Annotated in this window: 12 protein-coding genes and 1 pseudogene; 9 read left to right on the top strand and 4 right to left on the bottom strand. The window is 67.9% G+C overall.

Features of this window, described 5'->3' with window-relative positions; genetic code table 11:
- Positions 1-407 precede the first annotated feature (407 nt).
- Positions 408-1,820, bottom strand: a pseudogene (locus ACYVKL_RS13865) (DEAD/DEAH box helicase); the annotation flags it as partial.
- A gap of 417 nt (positions 1,821-2,237) precedes the next feature.
- Here ACYVKL_RS13865 and ACYVKL_RS13860 point away from each other — a divergent pair.
- The 3 genes from ACYVKL_RS13860 (at position 2,238) to ACYVKL_RS13850 (ending at position 4,544) form a co-directional block, all read left to right on the top strand.
- On the top strand, positions 2,238-3,272 hold the full coding sequence (locus ACYVKL_RS13860) for an alpha/beta fold hydrolase (RefSeq protein ID WP_379163056.1): 1,035 nt from the start codon (positions 2,238-2,240) through the stop codon (positions 3,270-3,272).
- Positions 3,273-3,518: 246 nt separating this feature from the next.
- Entirely contained in the window at positions 3,519-4,220 is a 702-nt protein-coding gene (locus ACYVKL_RS13855; RefSeq protein WP_213559757.1) for a ferritin-like fold-containing protein, read from the top strand.
- A gap of 96 nt (positions 4,221-4,316) precedes the next feature.
- Positions 4,317-4,544 carry a DUF3107 domain-containing protein gene (locus tag ACYVKL_RS13850; protein WP_213559758.1) on the top strand — a complete coding sequence of 76 codons (228 nt, stop codon included), beginning with the start codon at positions 4,317-4,319 and terminating at the stop codon, positions 4,542-4,544.
- An 80-nt stretch (positions 4,545-4,624) separates the two neighbouring features.
- Here the strand turns inward: ACYVKL_RS13850 and ACYVKL_RS13845 are convergent, their stop codons facing one another.
- Positions 4,625-5,290 carry an HTH-type transcriptional activator FasR gene (locus ACYVKL_RS13845; protein ID WP_357191600.1) on the bottom strand — a complete coding sequence of 222 codons (666 nt, stop codon included), beginning with the start codon at positions 5,288-5,290 and terminating at the stop codon, positions 4,625-4,627.
- 424 nt (positions 5,291-5,714) lie between these two features.
- On the opposite strand from ACYVKL_RS13845, the gene ACYVKL_RS13840 reads away from it, so the two are divergent.
- The 3 genes from ACYVKL_RS13840 to ACYVKL_RS13830 all read left to right on the top strand — a co-directional run bounded on the left by ACYVKL_RS13840 (position 5,715) and on the right by ACYVKL_RS13830 (position 9,020).
- Positions 5,715-6,713, top strand: a complete 999-nt coding sequence (locus tag ACYVKL_RS13840) for a DUF3152 domain-containing protein (RefSeq protein WP_379165718.1) — start codon at positions 5,715-5,717, stop codon at positions 6,711-6,713.
- A gap of 118 nt (positions 6,714-6,831) precedes the next feature.
- Entirely contained in the window at positions 6,832-8,019 is a 1,188-nt protein-coding gene (gene moeZ, locus ACYVKL_RS13835; RefSeq protein WP_379163051.1) for an adenylyltransferase/sulfurtransferase MoeZ, read from the top strand.
- A gap of 149 nt (positions 8,020-8,168) precedes the next feature.
- Positions 8,169-9,020 carry a TIGR02569 family protein gene (locus ACYVKL_RS13830; protein ID WP_379165717.1) on the top strand — a complete coding sequence of 284 codons (852 nt, stop codon included), beginning with the start codon at positions 8,169-8,171 and terminating at the stop codon, positions 9,018-9,020.
- A gap of 88 nt (positions 9,021-9,108) precedes the next feature.
- Here ACYVKL_RS13830 and ACYVKL_RS13825 read toward each other — a convergent pair whose 3' ends face one another.
- Together ACYVKL_RS13825 and ACYVKL_RS13820 are read right to left on the bottom strand one after the other, a co-directional pair.
- The gene (locus ACYVKL_RS13825) at positions 9,109-10,569 is read right to left on the bottom strand and encodes an MFS transporter (protein WP_379163048.1); all 1,461 of its coding nucleotides are present in this window, start codon (positions 10,567-10,569) and stop codon (positions 9,109-9,111) included.
- Positions 10,570-10,744: 175 nt separating this feature from the next.
- The gene (locus ACYVKL_RS13820; protein ID WP_213559761.1) at positions 10,745-11,428 is read right to left on the bottom strand and encodes a FadR/GntR family transcriptional regulator; all 684 of its coding nucleotides are present in this window, start codon (positions 11,426-11,428) and stop codon (positions 10,745-10,747) included.
- 164 nt (positions 11,429-11,592) lie between these two features.
- Between ACYVKL_RS13820 and ACYVKL_RS13815 the strand changes: the two genes are divergently transcribed.
- The 3 genes from ACYVKL_RS13815 to nirB all read left to right on the top strand — a co-directional run bounded on the left by ACYVKL_RS13815 (position 11,593) and on the right by nirB (position 17,159).
- Positions 11,593-12,798, top strand: coding sequence for a CynX/NimT family MFS transporter (locus tag ACYVKL_RS13815; protein WP_379165716.1), 1,206 nt, complete (start codon positions 11,593-11,595; stop codon positions 12,796-12,798).
- 264 nt (positions 12,799-13,062) lie between these two features.
- Entirely contained in the window at positions 13,063-14,568 is a 1,506-nt protein-coding gene (locus ACYVKL_RS13810; RefSeq protein ID WP_379163046.1) for a nitrate/nitrite transporter, read from the top strand.
- Positions 14,569-14,606: 38 nt separating this feature from the next.
- On the top strand, positions 14,607-17,159 hold the full coding sequence (gene nirB / locus ACYVKL_RS13805) for a nitrite reductase large subunit NirB (RefSeq protein ID WP_379165715.1): 2,553 nt from the start codon (positions 14,607-14,609) through the stop codon (positions 17,157-17,159).
- The last annotated feature ends 36 nt before the right edge of the window (positions 17,160-17,195 follow it).

Below are 17,195 nucleotides of genomic sequence, written 5' to 3'. Positions count from 1 at the left end.
CGCGGCGCGGCAGCCTCGGCGGCCTCCACGACGGCGGGAGCCTCCGCGACCGCGGTGGCCTGCACTGCCTCGGCGGCGACCGCGACGTCACCGGTGTCGGCCACGACCTCGGCGGGAGCGCTCGCACCGTTGCCGTTCTCGGCCGAACCCTTGCCACGGCGGTTGCGCCGGCGAGTACGGCCGGTCTCGGCGGACTCGTCGGCCGCGATCTCCACCGCGGCTTCGGTCTCCACCGAGGTGGCGGCGAGGACCGCGGCGGTCTCGGCACCGTTGGCGCCACCCTTGCCGCGCCGGCGGCGACGACGGCGACGGCCGGACTTCTCCGGATCGCCGACGGTCGAATCCGTCTCGACGGCAGCGGATTCCGTCACCACCGTGGTGGTGGCCGGGGCCGCGTCGCCCTCGGTGCGGCCGCCACGGGTGCGGCGGCGGTTGCGGTCGCGGGGAGCGCGGCGTTCGCGTTCGACGACGACGGCGTCCTCGTCGCGCGGGGCCGGGCCCTTGCGCACGATGCCGGTCACGCCCTGCGGGATGCCGAGTTCCTCGTACAGGTGCGGGGAGCGGGAGTAGGTCTCCGCCGGTTCCGGGATGCCGAGGCCGAGGGCCTTGTCGATCATGGCCCAGCGGTTCAGCTCGTCCCAATCGACCAGGGTGACCGCGACGCCGGCCTTGCCGGCGCGGCCGGTGCGGCCGATGCGGTGCACGTAGGTCTTCTCGTCCTCCGGGCACTGGTAGTTGACGACGTGGGTGACGTCGTCGATGTCGATGCCGCGGGCGGCCACGTCGGTGGCGACCAGCACGTCGATCTTGCCCTCACGGAACTTCTTGAGCGCCTTCTCACGGGCGATCTGCCCGAGGTCGCCGTGCACCGCGCCGACGGCGAAGCCGCGCTCGGCCAGATCGTCGGCGACCTTCTGTGCGGTCCGCTTGGTGCGCGCGAAAATCATTGTCGCGCCGCGGCTTTCGGCCTGCAGGATGCGGGCCACCAGTTCGCTCTTGTCGAGCGCGTGCGCCCGGTAGATGAGCTGCGCGATCCGGTCGTGCACCGCGGACTCGTGGTGCTCCTCGGCGCGAATGTGCGTGGGCCGGTTCAGGAAGGTGCGGGCCAGGGTGATGATCGGGCCCGGCATGGTGGCCGAGAACAGCATGGTCTGCCGCTGGTCGGGGACCATGTTCAGGATCCGCTCGATATCGGGCAGGAAGCCCAGGTCGAGCATTTCGTCGGCCTCGTCGAGAACGAGCACCTCCACCTTGCCCAGGATCAGATGATTCTGCTGGGCCAGGTCGAGCAGGCGGCCCGGGGTGCCGACGACCACGTCGACGCCGGCGCGCAGCGCGGCGATCTGGGTGTCGTAGGGGCGGCCGCCGTAGATGGAGGTCACCCGCACCGGGGTGCCCTGCTCGTCCTTCAGGTACTTGCTGGCGTTCTCGAGATCCTCGGTGACCTGCATGCAGAGCTCGCGGGTCGGGACGATGATCAGGGCGCGCGGGGTGCCGTCGAGGGTCTTGGTGCCGGAGCTCGCGGAGGCGATCCGGTTCAGCAGCGGCACACCGAAGCCGAAGGTCTTGCCCATACCGGTGCGGGCCTGGCCGATGAGGTCCTCACCGGCCAGCGCGAGCGGCAGGGTGAGTTCCTGAATGGCGAAAGTGCGTTCGATGCCGCGATCGGCGAGGGCCCGGACGATTTCCGGCCGCACGCCCAATTCGGCGAATGTGGGAGCGAGGTGGGTGTCGTCGAGTTCCGCGGTCAGCAGCGTGTCCGCCACACCCGGTTCCTGCTCTACGGTGATCTTGCTCAGGTTCTTGCCTTTCCTCGTTATCGCGTCTCGCGCGCACGAGGCGTGGGGCGGACCCGGACGGTCCGCGACAACCACTTGATCCGGTTTCTCGCCGCTGCGGGATGCCTGTCCCCGGGGGATGGGCGTCGACCTGGCGCGGCGGTGCAGTGCTGCGGATCGGAGTGCGCGCACATTTTCCATGGACTACGGGTATGAATTACCGCCGTCCGCGGAGATTGTAGCGTGATACGGCCTTCGGCCTGTTTTCCGCCACCGCTAATGTGTGGCGTTATTGCGCTGGTAGGCGCGCATATCGGTGTCCGCCGGGGGTTTCGCATTGGCGTTAATGATTGCGGCGCACCATAATTCGGGCAGGGGGAGCCGGCGGTCCGGTCGGTCGGCAGTTGAGTTGCTCACATATGTGATACGCCGTGTACCACCATCTGCGAAGGTAGTGCCGTGAGCTTGGCAGACACCGTGACAACCGCAGCCCGCAATGCGTGGGCCCTGACCTTCGGCGACGGCATCGAGTCCCCGGAACCCACCCCGTCAACGCTGCTGTCCGAGGCGCCGCACCGCGAACTGCGCCGCTACGACGGCGCCGGCCCCGACGCCCCGGCCGTGCTGCTGGTGCCGCCGCTGGCCGCGCCCGCCTTCTGCTTCGACCTGCGCCCCGACCAGAGCCTGGCCCGATTCCTGCTCGAATCCGGCCGCGCCCCTTACCTGGTCGACTACGGCGACATCACCTTCGACGACCGCCGCATGGGTTTCGAGACCTGGATCGACGACATCCTGCCCGAGGCCATCCGCCAGGTGTCCGCCGACCGCGGCGGCCGTCCGGTGGATCTGGTGGGCTGGTCCATCGGCGGCGTGCTGGCCCTGCTGACCGTCGCGGCCGACCAGACCCTGCCCATCCGGTCGATCACCGCCGTGGGCGCGCCCCTGAGCTACGACCACATGTTCGGCGCCCGCGAACTGCGTTCGCTGGCCCGTATCGACGGCGGCCGCACCGCGACCACCGCCATCCGCGCCCTCGGTGGCGTCTCGGCGCAGATCACCCGATTCGCCTACCGCGCCACCGCCTGGAATCGGGAACTCGAGCGACCGCTGTTCATCGCGAGCAATCTCGCCGACACCGCGACCCTGGCCCGGATGGAGACCATCGACCGGTTCCAGAATTCGCTGCCCGGCTATCCGGGGCGTTTCTACAACCAGCTCTGGGGCCGCTTCATCCTGAACAACGACATCGGCAAGGGCGGGCTGCGACTGGGTGAGCGCGAGATCGCGCTGGCCGCGGTCACCCAGCCGGTGCTGCTGGTCGGCGGACCGCAGGACGCGATCACCGCGGCCGCGGCCGTGGCGCACGGGACGACGACGCTGACCGGTTCGCCGGATGTGCGGTACGAGACCGCACCCGGTTCTCACCTCGGCATTCTCATCGCCCGTGACACCACGTGGACCTATCTGGACAAATTCCTGAGCGACCTGGCCTGATCGTTCACAGGCCCGGGAGATTCGGGAAAGGCTGCTTCCCGGGCCAGGATTCGGCGTCGAGCTCGCCGATCCGGTAGCCCTTGGCCGGCACGGTCGGGGTGATGCCCTACCAGGTCCTCCGAGTCGACCGGCGTGTTTGTGAATAGTGCTGTGGCACAAAGCCTTTCGAACAATTCGAGAGTACGCCCGGCGCGCGGCACCCGATGGGTGAATGCCCGCCGTTTTCTGGGGCTAGGGTGGGGACCCATGGGAGCAAACTCGTCCACTGCCCTCGGCGCTGCCGCGGAGTCCTCCGACGGCCGTATCTCCGCCGAACATCCCGGAGTCACCGACCTGTTCGCGGTCCTCGCCTACGGTGAGATCTCGGCCTTCTACCGCCTCGCCGAAGAGGCCAAGCTCTCCCCGACGCTGCGCGGGCGGGTGGCCGTGGCCAAGATGGCCGGCAACGAGGCCGAGCATTTCCAGACCCTCGAACAGGCGCTCGCGGACCGCGGCACGGACGTCTTCGACGCGATGGCCCCCTTCGTTCGCGCGCTGGACGCCTATCACGCCTCCACCGACCCCTCCACCTGGCTGGAGTCGATGGTCAAGTTCTATGTCGGCGACGGTATCGCCGCGGACTTCTACACCGAGATCGCCGGCGCCCTGGCTCCCGAGGTCGCCGACGTGGTGCGCGATGTGCTGGCCGAGACCAGTTACTCCGAGTTCGTGATCGAGGAGGTGCGCGGCGCGGTCGCGGCGAACCGGTCCGAGCGCGACCGGCTGGCGCTGTGGGGCCGCCGCCTGCTGGGCGAGGCGATCACCCAGGCGCAGTACGTGATGGCGCAGCGCGACGAGCTGACCGAGCTGGTGCTCACCGCGACCGGTGACCTGAACGGCATCGCCACGCTGTTCGAGCACATGCAGGACAGTCACGCCGAGCGCATGCGCGTGCTCGGCCTGGGCTGAGTTTCGCTGTCAGCGCAGGCGGTCGGGGCCGGTGGCGGTCGCGGCTGCGCTAGCGTGATCGGGACAGGACTACGACTCTAGGTTCGGAGGTTGGCCGTGGAGGTCAAGATCGGCATTTCGGATAGCCCGCGTGAGCTCGTCATCAACAGCTCGCAGACCCCGGCCGAGGTCGAGGCACTCGTCAGCGGCGCGCTGCAGGGCGAGGGCGGCGTCGTGGCGCTCACCGACGAGAAGGGCCGCAAGTTCCTGATCCAGGCTGCCAAGGTCGCCTATGTCGAGATCGGTGCGCCGTCTTCGGGTCGCGTCGGCTTTGCCGCCGTCTAGATATTTCGATCGAAAGGAATTGGCCCGCTGACATTGTCAGCGGGCCAATTCCTTTTTGATTCAACGAGAGTTGTTATCTCTCAATCGATCGGGTGCAGCGGCACGTGCTTGAGCCCGCCCCAGCAGAGCGAAACTGTGGTGTCGACCGCGTCGTCCTTGGTGATCGGGCGGTCCGCCTCGAGCCAGTAGCGCGCGCTCAGCTGGCTGGCGCCGACCAGGCCGACCGCGAGTACGCGGGCCCGGTAGGGGTCCAGTCCGGAATCGTGGGCGACCAGGTCGAACACCGCGTCCACGCAGGCCTCGGTGGCCTGCTCGACCCGGCGCTGCACCTGCGGCTCGTTGGTCAGATCCGATTCGAAAACCAGTCGGAAGCCCTGGGTCTCATGATCGACGAAATCGAAGTAGGAGGCGACGGCGGCGCGGACGCGCTGCTTGTTGTCGGTGGTGGAGCGCAGCGCCTGGCGCACGCTCGACACCAGCATGTCGACGTAGTTCTGCAGTACCGCCAGATACAGCTCGAGCTTGCTCGAGAAGTGCTGGTAGAGCACCGGTTTGCTGACGCCGGCGCACTGCGAGATCTCATCCATGCCAGCGGCGTGATAGCCGCGCTGCACGAAGACCTCGCTGGCCGCGGCGAGAAGCTGCGCCCGGCGCGCCTCACGGGGCAGACGGGTGCCGCGCTTGCTCGTCGCCATGGCCTCGGACGACATACGGTGCGATGTCATCCGGTCCACGAGGTCAGTCATTGCCAATTCTCCCAGTTGATTCCCGGTGGGAAGGATGTGTCACCGGTATCCCACGAACGATACGCGCTCAGAGGGCCGGTGCCGATCCAGGTTCCGAATATTTGTCTGCCGGCTGTTGTCGATCAACACCCGTGATGGTCGAGTGTTGCCCGCCGTTGATTATGCGAGGCCGATCACAACTGTGTAGCACATGTTCCGATTTGTGAGGTCTGCCGCATTCGCGTGAGATATCTCGCAGCAATGACTACGGGCTGGGACGGCACCTCTCTGTGACCGGCCGGGCTGTGAGAGTCTGTCAGGCGTGACCGAGAAGGCCGCCGGCGACAAGCGACGGGGTAGACCCAGCGGGCCGATCTACGATCCGCTCGGTTTGTACGTCGACGACAGCGCATCGGAGACCGGCTCGTCGGTATCTTCTGGGCTCATCGAGTCGCCCGATCCCACCCTCCCCGCTGCCGAGGACCGGCCGCTGCCGCATCAGCCGCTGCGCGCCCGCTGGGATCCCACCTCCCCGCCCGCTGACGCCCGCAACCGCCCGCGCCCGGACCGGGAGACCAAGAAGCAGAGCCCCCTGGGCCGCTTCGTCAGCACCTACGGCTGGCGCGCCTACGCGCTGCCGGTGCTGCTGGTGATCACCGTCGTGGTCGCCGTGGACGCCTTCCGCCACACCGGTGACGCCGACACCGGGCTGCCGGGCTTCGGCCGGCTCAGCGAGCACACCGCGCCGCCCAGCGGCATCATCGGCGGCGCCCCGAAGGGCGACGGCCGCTACGCCGCCGACCTGCCGACCGGCGCGGTCCCGCCGGGCGGGGTCTACGCCGATTCCGGCGCGGGCACCTGGCACGTGGTGCCCGGCACCACCGCGCAGATCGGCACCGGCACCCAGCACGTGTTCACCTACACCGTCGAGATCGAGAACGGGGTGGACACCACCGGCCTCGGCGGCGATCCGGCGATCGGCCAGATGGTCGACGCCACCCTCGCCAATCCCAAGTCCTGGACCCATGATCCGCGTTTCGCGCTGCGCCGCGTCGACACCGGCAACCCCGACTTCCGCATCTCGCTGACCTCCCGCGACACCACCCGCAAGTCCTGCGGTTTCGAGATCCCGGTCGACTCCTCCTGCTACAACGCCGATCTGGGCCGAGTGGTGCTCTCCGAAGTGCGCTGGGTGCGCGGGGCCCTGGCCTTCCAGGGCGATGTCGGCTCCTACCGGCAGTATCAGATCAATCATGAAGTGGGCCATGCCATCGGCTACCACGAGCACCAGCCGTGCGAGATCGACGGCGAGCTGGCGCCGGTCATGATGCAGCAGACCTTCGGGACCAAGAACAACGACATCGCGAAGCTCGATCCCGAGGGCGTGGTGCCGATGGACGGCAAGACCTGCCGCTTCAACCCCTGGCCCTACCCGCGGGCCTGAGCGGCCTCCGATCCCGCCGGTGCGATCGGGGCCTAGGCTTGGGGAAGAACGCTCCCGGTCTCGGTGTTGCAGGTGTGGCCGTGAGTTTCCGGCGTATTCGATTGAGGAGTCCGCACACGTGACAGCATCGCATCCCTCCCTGCCGCCCCTGGTGGAGCCGGCGGCGGAGCTGACCCGCGACGAGGTCGCCCGCTACAGCCGCCATCTGATCATCCCGGACCTCGGGGTGGACGGTCAGAAACGCCTGAAGAACGCCAAGGTGCTGGTGATCGGCGCGGGCGGGCTCGGCTCCCCGGCGCTGCTGTACCTGGCCGCCGCCGGTGTCGGCACCCTCGGCATCGTCGAGTTCGACGAGGTCGACGCGTCGAACCTGCAACGGCAGATCATTCACGGCGAGTCCGATATCGGCCGGTCCAAGGCCGACAGCGCGCGCGACTCGATTCTGGAGATCAATTCCGGAATCACGGTGGAGCTGCACAAGATTCGGCTGGAGCCGGACAACGCGGTCGAGCTGTTCGAGCGCTACGACCTGATCGTGGACGGCACCGACAACTTCGCCACCCGCTACCTGGTCAACGATGCCGCCGTGCTGGCCGGCAAGCCCTACGTGTGGGGTTCCATCTACCGCTTCGAGGGTCAGGTCTCGGTGTTCTGGGAGGACGCCCCCGACGGCCGCGGCATCAACTACCGCGACCTGTACCCGGAGGCCCCACCGCCGGGCATGGTCCCCTCCTGCGCCGAGGGCGGCGTGCTGGGCGTGCTGTGCGCGTCCATCGGCTCGATCATGGTGACCGAGGCGATCAAGCTGATCACCGGTATCGGCGACCCGCTGCTGGGCCGGCTCATGGTGTACGACGCACTGGACATGAGCTACCGCACCATCAAGCTGCGCCGCGACCCGGAGCGTCAGCCCATCACCGAGCTGATCGACTACGACGCGTTCTGCGGCGTGGTGTCCGAGGAGGGTCAGGCGGCCGCGATCGGTTCCACCATCACCGCGCGTGAGCTAAAGGAGATGCTGGACGCGGGCAAGCCGGTGGCCATCATCGACGTGCGTGAGCCGGTGGAATGGGACATCGTCCGCCTGGCGGGCGCGACCCTGATCCCGAAGGACCGCATTCTGTCCGGTGAGGCGCTGGCCGAGCTGCCCCAGAACACCCCGATCGTGCTGCACTGCAAGACCGGGATCCGCTCGGCCGAGGCGCTGGCCGCGCTGAAGAACGCCGGGTTCTCCGACGCCACCCACCTGCAGGGCGGAATCATCGCCTGGGCCAACCAGATCGACCCCTCGCTGCCGGTCTACTGAGGCGGCTGGAACGGGCCTTCGGCGGGGTGCCGGAGGCCCCTGGGTAACGCACCGGTGGCCGGTATTTCACACCATGGTTTCGGCCTGTGGGATGCCCGGCGCGGCGTCCGATGCGAAAACCTGGCCAGCGGTACCGTACGCGCGTGACCATGACTGCTGTGGAACCTCCTGAGCATGTGCGCTCGACCTTCGGGTTGCGCGAGGAAGCGCCTGTTCCGCTGGGGAACTGGGACGGCGGCTGGCGGTGCGGCGATGTGGTGCTGAGCCCGGTCACCGATCACGCGCGCGCCGCGTGGTCGGCGAAGGTGCGCGAGACGCTGCGGGTGGACGGGCTGCGCCTGGCGCGGCCGGTACGGGCCACCGATGGACGGTATGTGGTGTCGGGCTGGCGGGCGGACACCTACCTGGAGGGCGTCCCCGAGCCGCGGCACGACGAGGTGGTGTCGCTGTCGCTGCGGTTGCATCAGGTGACCGCGCAATTGGAGCGCCCGCGTTTCCTGGCCGCACAGCCGGTCGCGCCGTGGGCGGACGTGGACGTGTTCGCCGCCGCGGATCGTGCCGCGTGGGAAGCGGTTCCGCTGCGCAGTCTCAAGATGGGCGGCATGCTTCCGGCCACCTCGCCCGACGGTGACCGCAGTCTGACCCTGATCACCCAGCTGTCCACGCTGCGCAAGCCGGTGACCACGCCGGCGCAGCTGGTGCACGGCGATCTGTTCGGAACCGTGTTGTTCTCCGGTGGTTTCGCGCCCGGCCTGACCGACATCACCCCGTACTGGCGGCCCGCTCCGTGGGCCGCGGCGGTCATCGTGGTGGACGCGCTGTCGTGGGGCGGGGCCGACGACGGTCTCATGGAGCGCTGGCGTGAACTCCCCGAGTGGCCGCAGATGCTGGTGCGCGCGGTCATGTTCCGGCTGGCCGTGCACGCCCTGCACCCGCGTTCCACCCCGGAGGCCTTCCCCGGGCTGGCCCGGACCGCGGACATGACCCGCCTGATGCTCTAGGACTCCGAGGACGCGACGCGGAAAGGCCGCACCGGGCGACGAATCCGATGCGGCCTTTCCGTTTTCCCCAGGGGCGGTAGGGGAGTCTTTACACGTTGGCGTGGGCCAGCGAGGGCGCCCGGCCGACGGCGAACGAGGAGCGCAGGTAGAACCACCAGCAGAGCGCGCCCATGCCCAGGTAGGCCACCACGTAACCCCAGAAAGCGGGATTCATGCTGTGGTAGTGGGTGTTCGACAGTCGCAGCGCCTGCTGCAGGATCCAGCCGCCCGCCGCGCCGACCGCGCCGATGACGCCGATGGCCGCGCCCGCTTGCCGTTTCGCGGAGATCAGCGCGTCACCGATGTCCTGTCCGGTCTCGGCGGCCCGCTGCCGCGCTTCCGCGGTGAAGATCATCGGGATCATCCGGTAGGTGGAGCCGTTGCCGATGCCGCTGAGCACGAACAGCAGCAGGAACGAGGCCAGGTAGAGCGGGAAGTTCTTGGCGGACAACGACGCCACGATGAGCGCGGTGGTCAGCGCCATGCCGCCGAAGACGTAGATGGTGATCTTCGCGCCGGTGAGCTTGTCGGCGATCCAGCCGCCGAAGGGGCGGCTGAAGGATCCGACCAGTGCGCCGAGGAAGGCCAGGTTGCCCAGCGTGCCCATCCAGCCGATCTTGGCCAGGCTCGGGAAGTTGGCCTTGAGCAGGGTCGGGAAGGCGAAGGAGAAGCCGATGAAGGAACCGAAGGTGCCGATGTAGAGGATGGCCATCACCCAGGTGTGGCGGTTGGCCAGCGCCCGCTTGTAGGACGTGCCATCGGATTTCGCGCCGGACAGGGAATCCATGTAGCGCAGCGCGCCCACCAGTGCGATGAGGATGAACGGAATCCACACCAGAATGCCGAGTGTGATGCCGTACCGGTATCCGGCGGGAGTCTTGGCCACGATGTGGGTGCCCAGGGTGATCAGCAGCGGCACGAACAATTGTGTCTGTGCTACACCGAGATTGCCGCCCGCGGCATTGATGCCCAGCGCCGCGCCCTTCTTGCCCTCGGGGAAGAAGAAGTTGATATTGGCCATGGAGGACGAGAAGTTGCCGCCGCCGACACCGGCGATGGCGGCCAGCACCATGAACACCCACATCGGGGTCGAGGGCTGGTTGATGAAATAGGCCAGGCCCAGGGTGGGCACCAGCAGCATGCCGGCGCTGAACGCGGTGAACGCGCGGCCACCGAAGCGCGGGATGGCGAAGGTGTAGGGCACCCGCAGCGCCGCGCCGACCAGGGTCGGGGTGGAGGTGAGCAGCAGCGCGTTGTTGACGGCGTCGGGATTGTTCTTGCCCAGGAAGGCGAATCCGGCCGAGCCCATGGCGGTGACCACGCTGGCCCACAGCACCCAGACGCTGAATCCGAGGTTTTCGGCGAATACCGAGAAGATCAGATTCTTGCGAGCGGTCTGTTTACCGCCGTTCTCCCAGAATTCCGTGTTGTCGGGTTCCCAGCGGTCGATCCATCGTCCGCGTTTCTGAAAACTGATGGTTGTTTCCGATGGCTCGATAACTGTTGCCATGAGCGGCTGTCCTCTCGGCTGTCGCGACCGCCCTCATCGTTCGATTCCCGATCGTCGGGGGGAACCGTTGCGGTCGCGTCAACCGTAGGAAGCTCGTTTTACGTCCGGGTGTTTTTCGGTGACAGAGATGACAATTCGGGCTCACTTGGCCCAGATTCGCATGGTGACGTTTCGGTTACCCGAAATTCGTATCAAGCGTCCGGTATTCGGCCATGAGCGAGTCCAGGAAGCAGTTGGCGGTGCGTGCCGCGCGATCCGGGTCGCCGTCGATCACCGCCTGGACCAGGTCGGCGTGCTCGTCGTGATAGGTCTCGCCCTCGCGCGCGGACCGGAAGCGGATGCCGGCGGCGATGACGGGTAGCAGCGAGTCGTAGAACTCCAGATACACCGCGTTGTGACTGGCCACCACGATAGCGCGATGCAGCTGCACATCGGCCTCGATCGCGGCATCGAAATCGGTGTCCCACAGCCGGGTTCGTTCGCCGAGCAGGCGCCGCAGGTTCTCGATGTCGCTGTCGTCGCGGCGGCTCGCGGCCAGCCGGGCGGCGGTGGTGTCGAGGGCCTGGCGCAGTTCGAGCACGTCGCGCTGCTGGGCGTCGGCGAAGTACTCGGTGAGGGTGCCGCCGAGGGTGGAGGTGGAGATGACGTAGGTGCCCGAGCCTTGTCTGCGTTCGAGCATGCCGGCGTGCACGAGCGCCTGGACGGCCTCGCGCACCGTATTTCGGCCGGTGCCGGTGAGTTCGGTGAGTTCGGGCTCGGTGGGGATGCGCGAGCCGACGGCCCAACGGCCGGAACGGATTTCGGCACGAAGCTGCTCGGTCACCTGGGCGATGAGGCTCGTGCGCCGGACTGGTTGCACGGGGGACAGCGTACCTTGCCTCACATTCGTTGCATCACATCATCGGGTCATCCTATGATTTCGTGGTGACTGCGACGATGGATGAGACGATGGCCCCCGGGCGGGGCGCGACCCGTACCCCTGCCGATTCGGGGCGCATCCACGTCGAACACCCCAAGCCCGAAATGTCGAAGCGCGCCCTGTTCGAGGGGCGCCTGCTGGTGTTCGTCGCCATCGTCATGTCCGCCCTGACGCTGCGCATCGCCGTCACCGCGTTCACCCCGCTGGCCGCCCGCATCGGCGATGACATCGGCTATTCCACCGCGGTGGTCGGCGTCTTCGGCATGCTGCCGACCGCCATGTTCGCGCTCGGCGGTCTGCTCACCCCTGTGTTGTCCCGCCGCCTGGGCCTGGAGATGACCGCCCTGGCGGCCATGCTCATGACCGGTATCGGCTCGGTGCTGCGCGCCCTGGTGCCCGACACCTGGCAGCTGCTGGCCTTCTCGGCCTTCGCGCTGGCCGGCATGGGCATCGGCAACGTGGTGATCCCGCCCCTGGTCAAGCGGTACTTCTCGGATCGGCTGGCGATGCTCAGCTCGGTCTACATCGTGATGGTGCAGCTGGGCACGGTGCTGCCCGCGCTGATCACGGTCCCGATCGCGGACGCGCACGGCTGGCGGTTGTCGCTGGGCATGTGGGCCGTCCTGGCCTTCGCGGCTGCCCTGCCGTGGATCGCCGTGCTGCGCACTCGCCGTGACCACGCCCGCTTCGACACCACCGAATTGCCCGCCGGCGCGGTCGAATCCACCGGCAAGGTGTGGCGCTCGCCGCTGGCCTGGGGCATGGCCTTCATGTTCGGCATGACCTCGCTGATCACCTATTCGATGTTCACCTGGCTGCCGACGATCTTCAGCGACGCCGGCGCGAACGCCGCCTTCGGCGGTTCCATGGTCGGCATCTTCGCCCTGATCGGCCTGGTCGCGGCGCTGAGCGCGCCGATCGTGGTGGGCCGCATGGCCAATCCGTTCCCGGTGGTGCTCGGCTGCGCGGTGTTCTTCTTCATCGGTTTCGCCGGCCTGCTGTTCGCGCCGATGAGCGCCCCGCTGGTGTGGGTGCTGGCGCTGGGCCTGGGTCCGTCGACCTTCCCGATGGCGCTGACGCTGATCAATCTGCGCACCCGCACGGGCGCCGGTTCGGCCGCGCTGTCCGGTTTCACCCAGGGTGTCGGCTACTCGGTGGCCTGCGTGGGCCCGCTGTTGTTCGGTGCGCTGCACACGATGACCGGCGGTTGGCCGGTGCCGTTCGCCTTCCTCGCGGTGGCCGTGCTGATTCTGATGGCGGGCGCGTGGGTGGCGTGCAAACCGCGCTTCCTGGAAGACACCTGGAACTAGCCGGAATTTCACCGTTCGAGTTGCCGAGTCGTGAGGTTGGGTCCATGCTTTGTGGCGAGACTCTCACCTCACGGCTCGGATTCTCGTTTTCAGGCGGTTCGTGACCGCCGGAAACCGTTGCGTCACATAGGCGAAACATAAGGGCACTTCTCACGCCGGGCCCCCGGTAATCGTGAGCAACCGTTGATTCAGCGGACATTTCGCGCAGCATCACCGCAATACCCGTTTTCTACCTTGAGGCCATCCAGATTTCAGGAGGGCCTCTTGTTGACGACGCTGACCCGCAAGCGCGACATCGAGCATTGGGATGCCGAAGATGTCGAGGCTTGGGAAGCCGGTGGTAAGGACATCGCGCGCCGCAATCTGATCTGGTCGGTCTTCGCCGAGCACATCGGGTTCTCGGTGTGGTCGATCTGGTCGGTCATGGTGCTGTTCATGCCGACCGACGTCTTCCACATCGATCCGGCCGGCAAATTCTTCCTGGGTGCGGTCCCGACGCTGGTCGGCGGCTTCATGCGGATCCCCTACACCGTGCTGACCGCCAAGTTCGGCGGCCGCAACTGGACCATCGTGTCCGCGCTGCTGCTGCTGATCCCGGCGCTGCTGACGCTGTACTTCATCAACCAGCCGGGCACCTCCTACACGACGTTCCTGGTCGTGTCGGCCTTCGCGGGCCTGGGTGGCGGCAACTTCTCCTCGTCGATGTCCAACATCAACGTCTTCTACCCGCAGCGGCTCAAGGGCTGGGCGCTGGGCATGAACGCGGGCGGCGGCAATATCGGCGTTCCGGTGGTGCAGCTGATCGGTCTGGCGGTCATCGCCACCCTCGGTAACCACTACGGCAACGCGTCGGTGGTGTGCGCGGTCTACCTGGTGCTGATCGTGATCGCGGCCACGGGCGCGGCGCTGTTCATGGACAACGTGAAGAACCAGAAGGCCGACCTGTCCTACATGCTCAAGGCGCTGCGGGTGCCGCAGTCCTGGGCGATCGCCTTCCTCTACATCGGCACCTTCGGTTCGTTCATCGGTTACAGCTTCGCCTTCGGCCAGGTTCTGCAGATCACCTTCAAGGCCGGCGGCGCGAGCGTCCCGGCGGCGGCGCTGCACGCCGCGCAGATCGCCTTCATCGGCCCGCTGCTGGGTTCGCTGGCCCGCCCGTACGGCGGCAAGTGGGCCGACCGCATCGGCGGCAGCAAGGTCACGCTGTACACCTTCGTGGCGATGACGGCGGCGGCCGTGGTGGTCGCGGTGTCCTCCACCATGGGCGACCACGCCGGGCACCCCAAGGGCGGCGTGCTGGTGGCCATGATCGTCGGCTTCACCGCGCTGTTCGTGATCTCCGGCATCGGCAACGGTGCGGTCACCAAGATCATCCCGTCCGTGTTCGAGGCCAAATCCCGTTCCCTGGAAGGTGATTCGGCCAGCCGTGCGGCGTGGGCCCGCAACACCTCGGGTGCGCTCATCGGCTTCGTCGGCGCCATCGGCGCGCTCGGCGGTGTCGGCATCAACCTGATGCTGCGCACCTCCTACGCCTCCACCAAGTCCGCGACCACCGCGTTCTGGGTCTTCATGGCCTTCTACGTGCTGTGCGGCGTGGTCTGCTGGGCGGTCTTCATGCGCCGCCCGAGCCTGCGGGCACTGTCCACCGAGGCCGCCGACGCCGATGTCGTCGTCGAGGCGGAGGCCCTGGTCCTCGAGGCCGAATCCGGGTCCACCGCAATCGATTCCGCGTCCACCCCCGCCTCGTCCGCTCCGTCGGCTCGCGCCTGACCTGCCTGTTCTCGAAAGGGACCGTCATGACCAACAGCATCGAACGCAAGACCGTCGTAGTGGTCGGCCATGGCATGGTCGGGCACCGCTTCGTGGAAGCCCTGCGCTCCCGTGACGAGGCCGGCGTCTGGCAGGTCATCGTGCTCAGCGAGGAGAAGCTGGCCGCCTACGACCGCGTCGGACTCTCGTCCTACGTCGGCATCTGGGAGACCTCCGCGCTGGCCCTGCCGGGCAACGACTACGAGGGCGACGACCTGGTGCAGGTGCGGCTCGGCGTGCGCGCCGACGGCATCGACAAGGCGGCCCGCAAGGTCACCACCTCCACCGGCGACGTGATCGGTTACGACGCACTGGTTTTGGCGACCGGCTCCTACGCCTGGGTGCCGCCGGTGCCGGGCGCCGACGCCGAGGGCTGCTTCGTCTACCGCACCCTCGAGGACCTCGACGGCATCCGGGCCACGGCCGAGGCGGCCGGTCCGGGCGCGGTCGGCGTGGTGGTCGGCGGCGGTCTGCTCGGTCTGGAGGCGGCCAACGCGCTGCGCCTGCTGGGCATGACCCCGCACGTCATCGAGTACAACAACTGGCTGATGCCCGCCCAGGTCGACGAGGGCGGCGGCGCGATCCTGGAGAAGCTGGTCACCGAGCTCGGCCTGGCCGTGCACACCGGGGTCGGCACCGCCTCGGTCGAGGCCGACGCGGCGGCCCCGCTCGCGGAGAAGCTGACCGTCAAGCTGTCCGACGACAGCGAATTGCGCGCCGCGCTGGTGGTTTTCGCCGCCGGTGTGCGTCCTCGCGACGAGATCGCCAAGACCGCCGGCATCGAGGTCGGCCCGCGCGGCGGTGTCATCACCGACCTGGGTCTGCGCACCTCGGACCCGAGCATCTACGCCATCGGTGAGGTCGCCGCGGTCGAGGGTGTCTGCTACGGCCTGGTGGCCCCCGGTTACAGCACCGCCGAGGTGGTCGCGGACCGCCTGCTCGGCGGCGAGGGCGAGTTCCCGGGCGCGGACATGTCGACCAAGCTGAAGCTGCTCGGTGTGGACGTGGCCTCCTTCGGTGACGCGCACGCCAAGACCGAGGGCGCGCTCTCGGTGGTGTTGCACGACGCCGCCAAGGGCACCTACGCCAAGCTGGTCGTCTCCGATGACGCGCAGACCCTGCTCGGCGGCATCCTGGTCGGCGATGCCACCCAGTACTCGGCGCTGCGCCCGCTGGTCGGCCGCCCGCTGCCCGCCGATCCGGCCGCGCTGATCTCCCCGGCCGGTGCGGAACTGGGCGCGGACGCGCTGCCCGACGACGCCCAGATCTGCTCCTGCAACAACGTGTCGAAGGGTTCCATCTGCGGCGCGATCGCCGACGGCGCCTGCGACGTCCCGGCCATCAAGAGCTGCACCAATGCCGGAACCTCGTGCGGCGGTTGCGTTCCCATGCTCAAGAAGCTGCTGGAGCAGTCGGGCGTGGAGGTCTCCAAGTCGCTGTGCGAGCACTTCTCGCAGTCGCGCGCCGAGCTGTTCCACATCATCCAGTCGACCGGTATCCGCACCTTCTCGGGCCTGATCGCCAAGTACGGCAAGGGCACCGGCTGCGACATCTGCAAGCCGACGGTGGCCTCCATCCTGGCCTCCACCTCGAGCGATCACATCCTCGACGGCGAGCAGGCCTCGCTGCAGGACACCAACGACCACTTCCTGGCCAACCTGCAGAAGAACGGCACCTACTCGGTCGTCCCGCGGATGCCCGGCGGTGAGGTGACCGCCGACCAGCTCATCACCATCGGTGAGATCGCCAAGGAATTCGACCTGTACGTGAAGGTCACCGGCGGTCAGCGCATCGACCTGTTCGGCGCCCGCGTCGAACAGCTGCCGCTGATCTGGAAGCGCCTGGTGGACGTGGGCATGGAGTCCGGTCACGCCTACGGCAAGTCGCTGCGCACGGTGAAGTCCTGCGTCGGCTCGACCTGGTGCCGCTACGGCCAGCAGGACTCGGTCGGCATGGCGGTGCTGCTCGAAAAGCGTTACCGCGGTTTGCGTTCCCCGCACAAGCTGAAGCTGGCGGTCTCGGGTTGCGCCCGGGAGTGCGCGGAGGCCCGCGGCAAGGACGTCGGCGTCATCGCCACCGAGAACGGCTGGAACCTCTACGTCGGCGGCAACGGCGGGCTGACCCCGAAGCACGCGGTGCTGCTGGCCGGCGAGCTCGACGACGAGACGCTGATCAGCTACATCGACCGCTACCTGATGTTCTACATCCGCACCGCGGATCGCCTGCAGCGCACCGCGCCGTGGCAGGAGGCCCTGGAGGGCGGCATCGACTACCTCAAGGCCGTCGTCTGTGACGACAGCCTGGGCATCGCCGCCGACCTGGAGGCCGCCATGGCCAAGCACGTCGACGGCTACAAGGACGAGTGGGCCGCGGTGCTCGAGGACGAGGGCAAGCTGTCGCGCTTCGTGTCCTTCGTCAACGCGCCGGAGGAGTCGGACCCGACCATCGGTTTCGACGAGAGCGGCGAGCGCAAGGTGCCGGTCCTGCTGGGCATCCCGGAGCTGCCGGTGAGCGCGTCGCAGGCCACAGAACCCGCCACGCACGGGAAATGACTGCTTAACGACTTGGAAACAGGGCGCCGGTACCAA

Source organism: Nocardia tengchongensis, assembly GCF_054781395.1.
The sequence above is the reverse complement of the archived record's forward strand: the minus strand, read 5'-3'. Positions and strand labels throughout refer to the sequence as shown.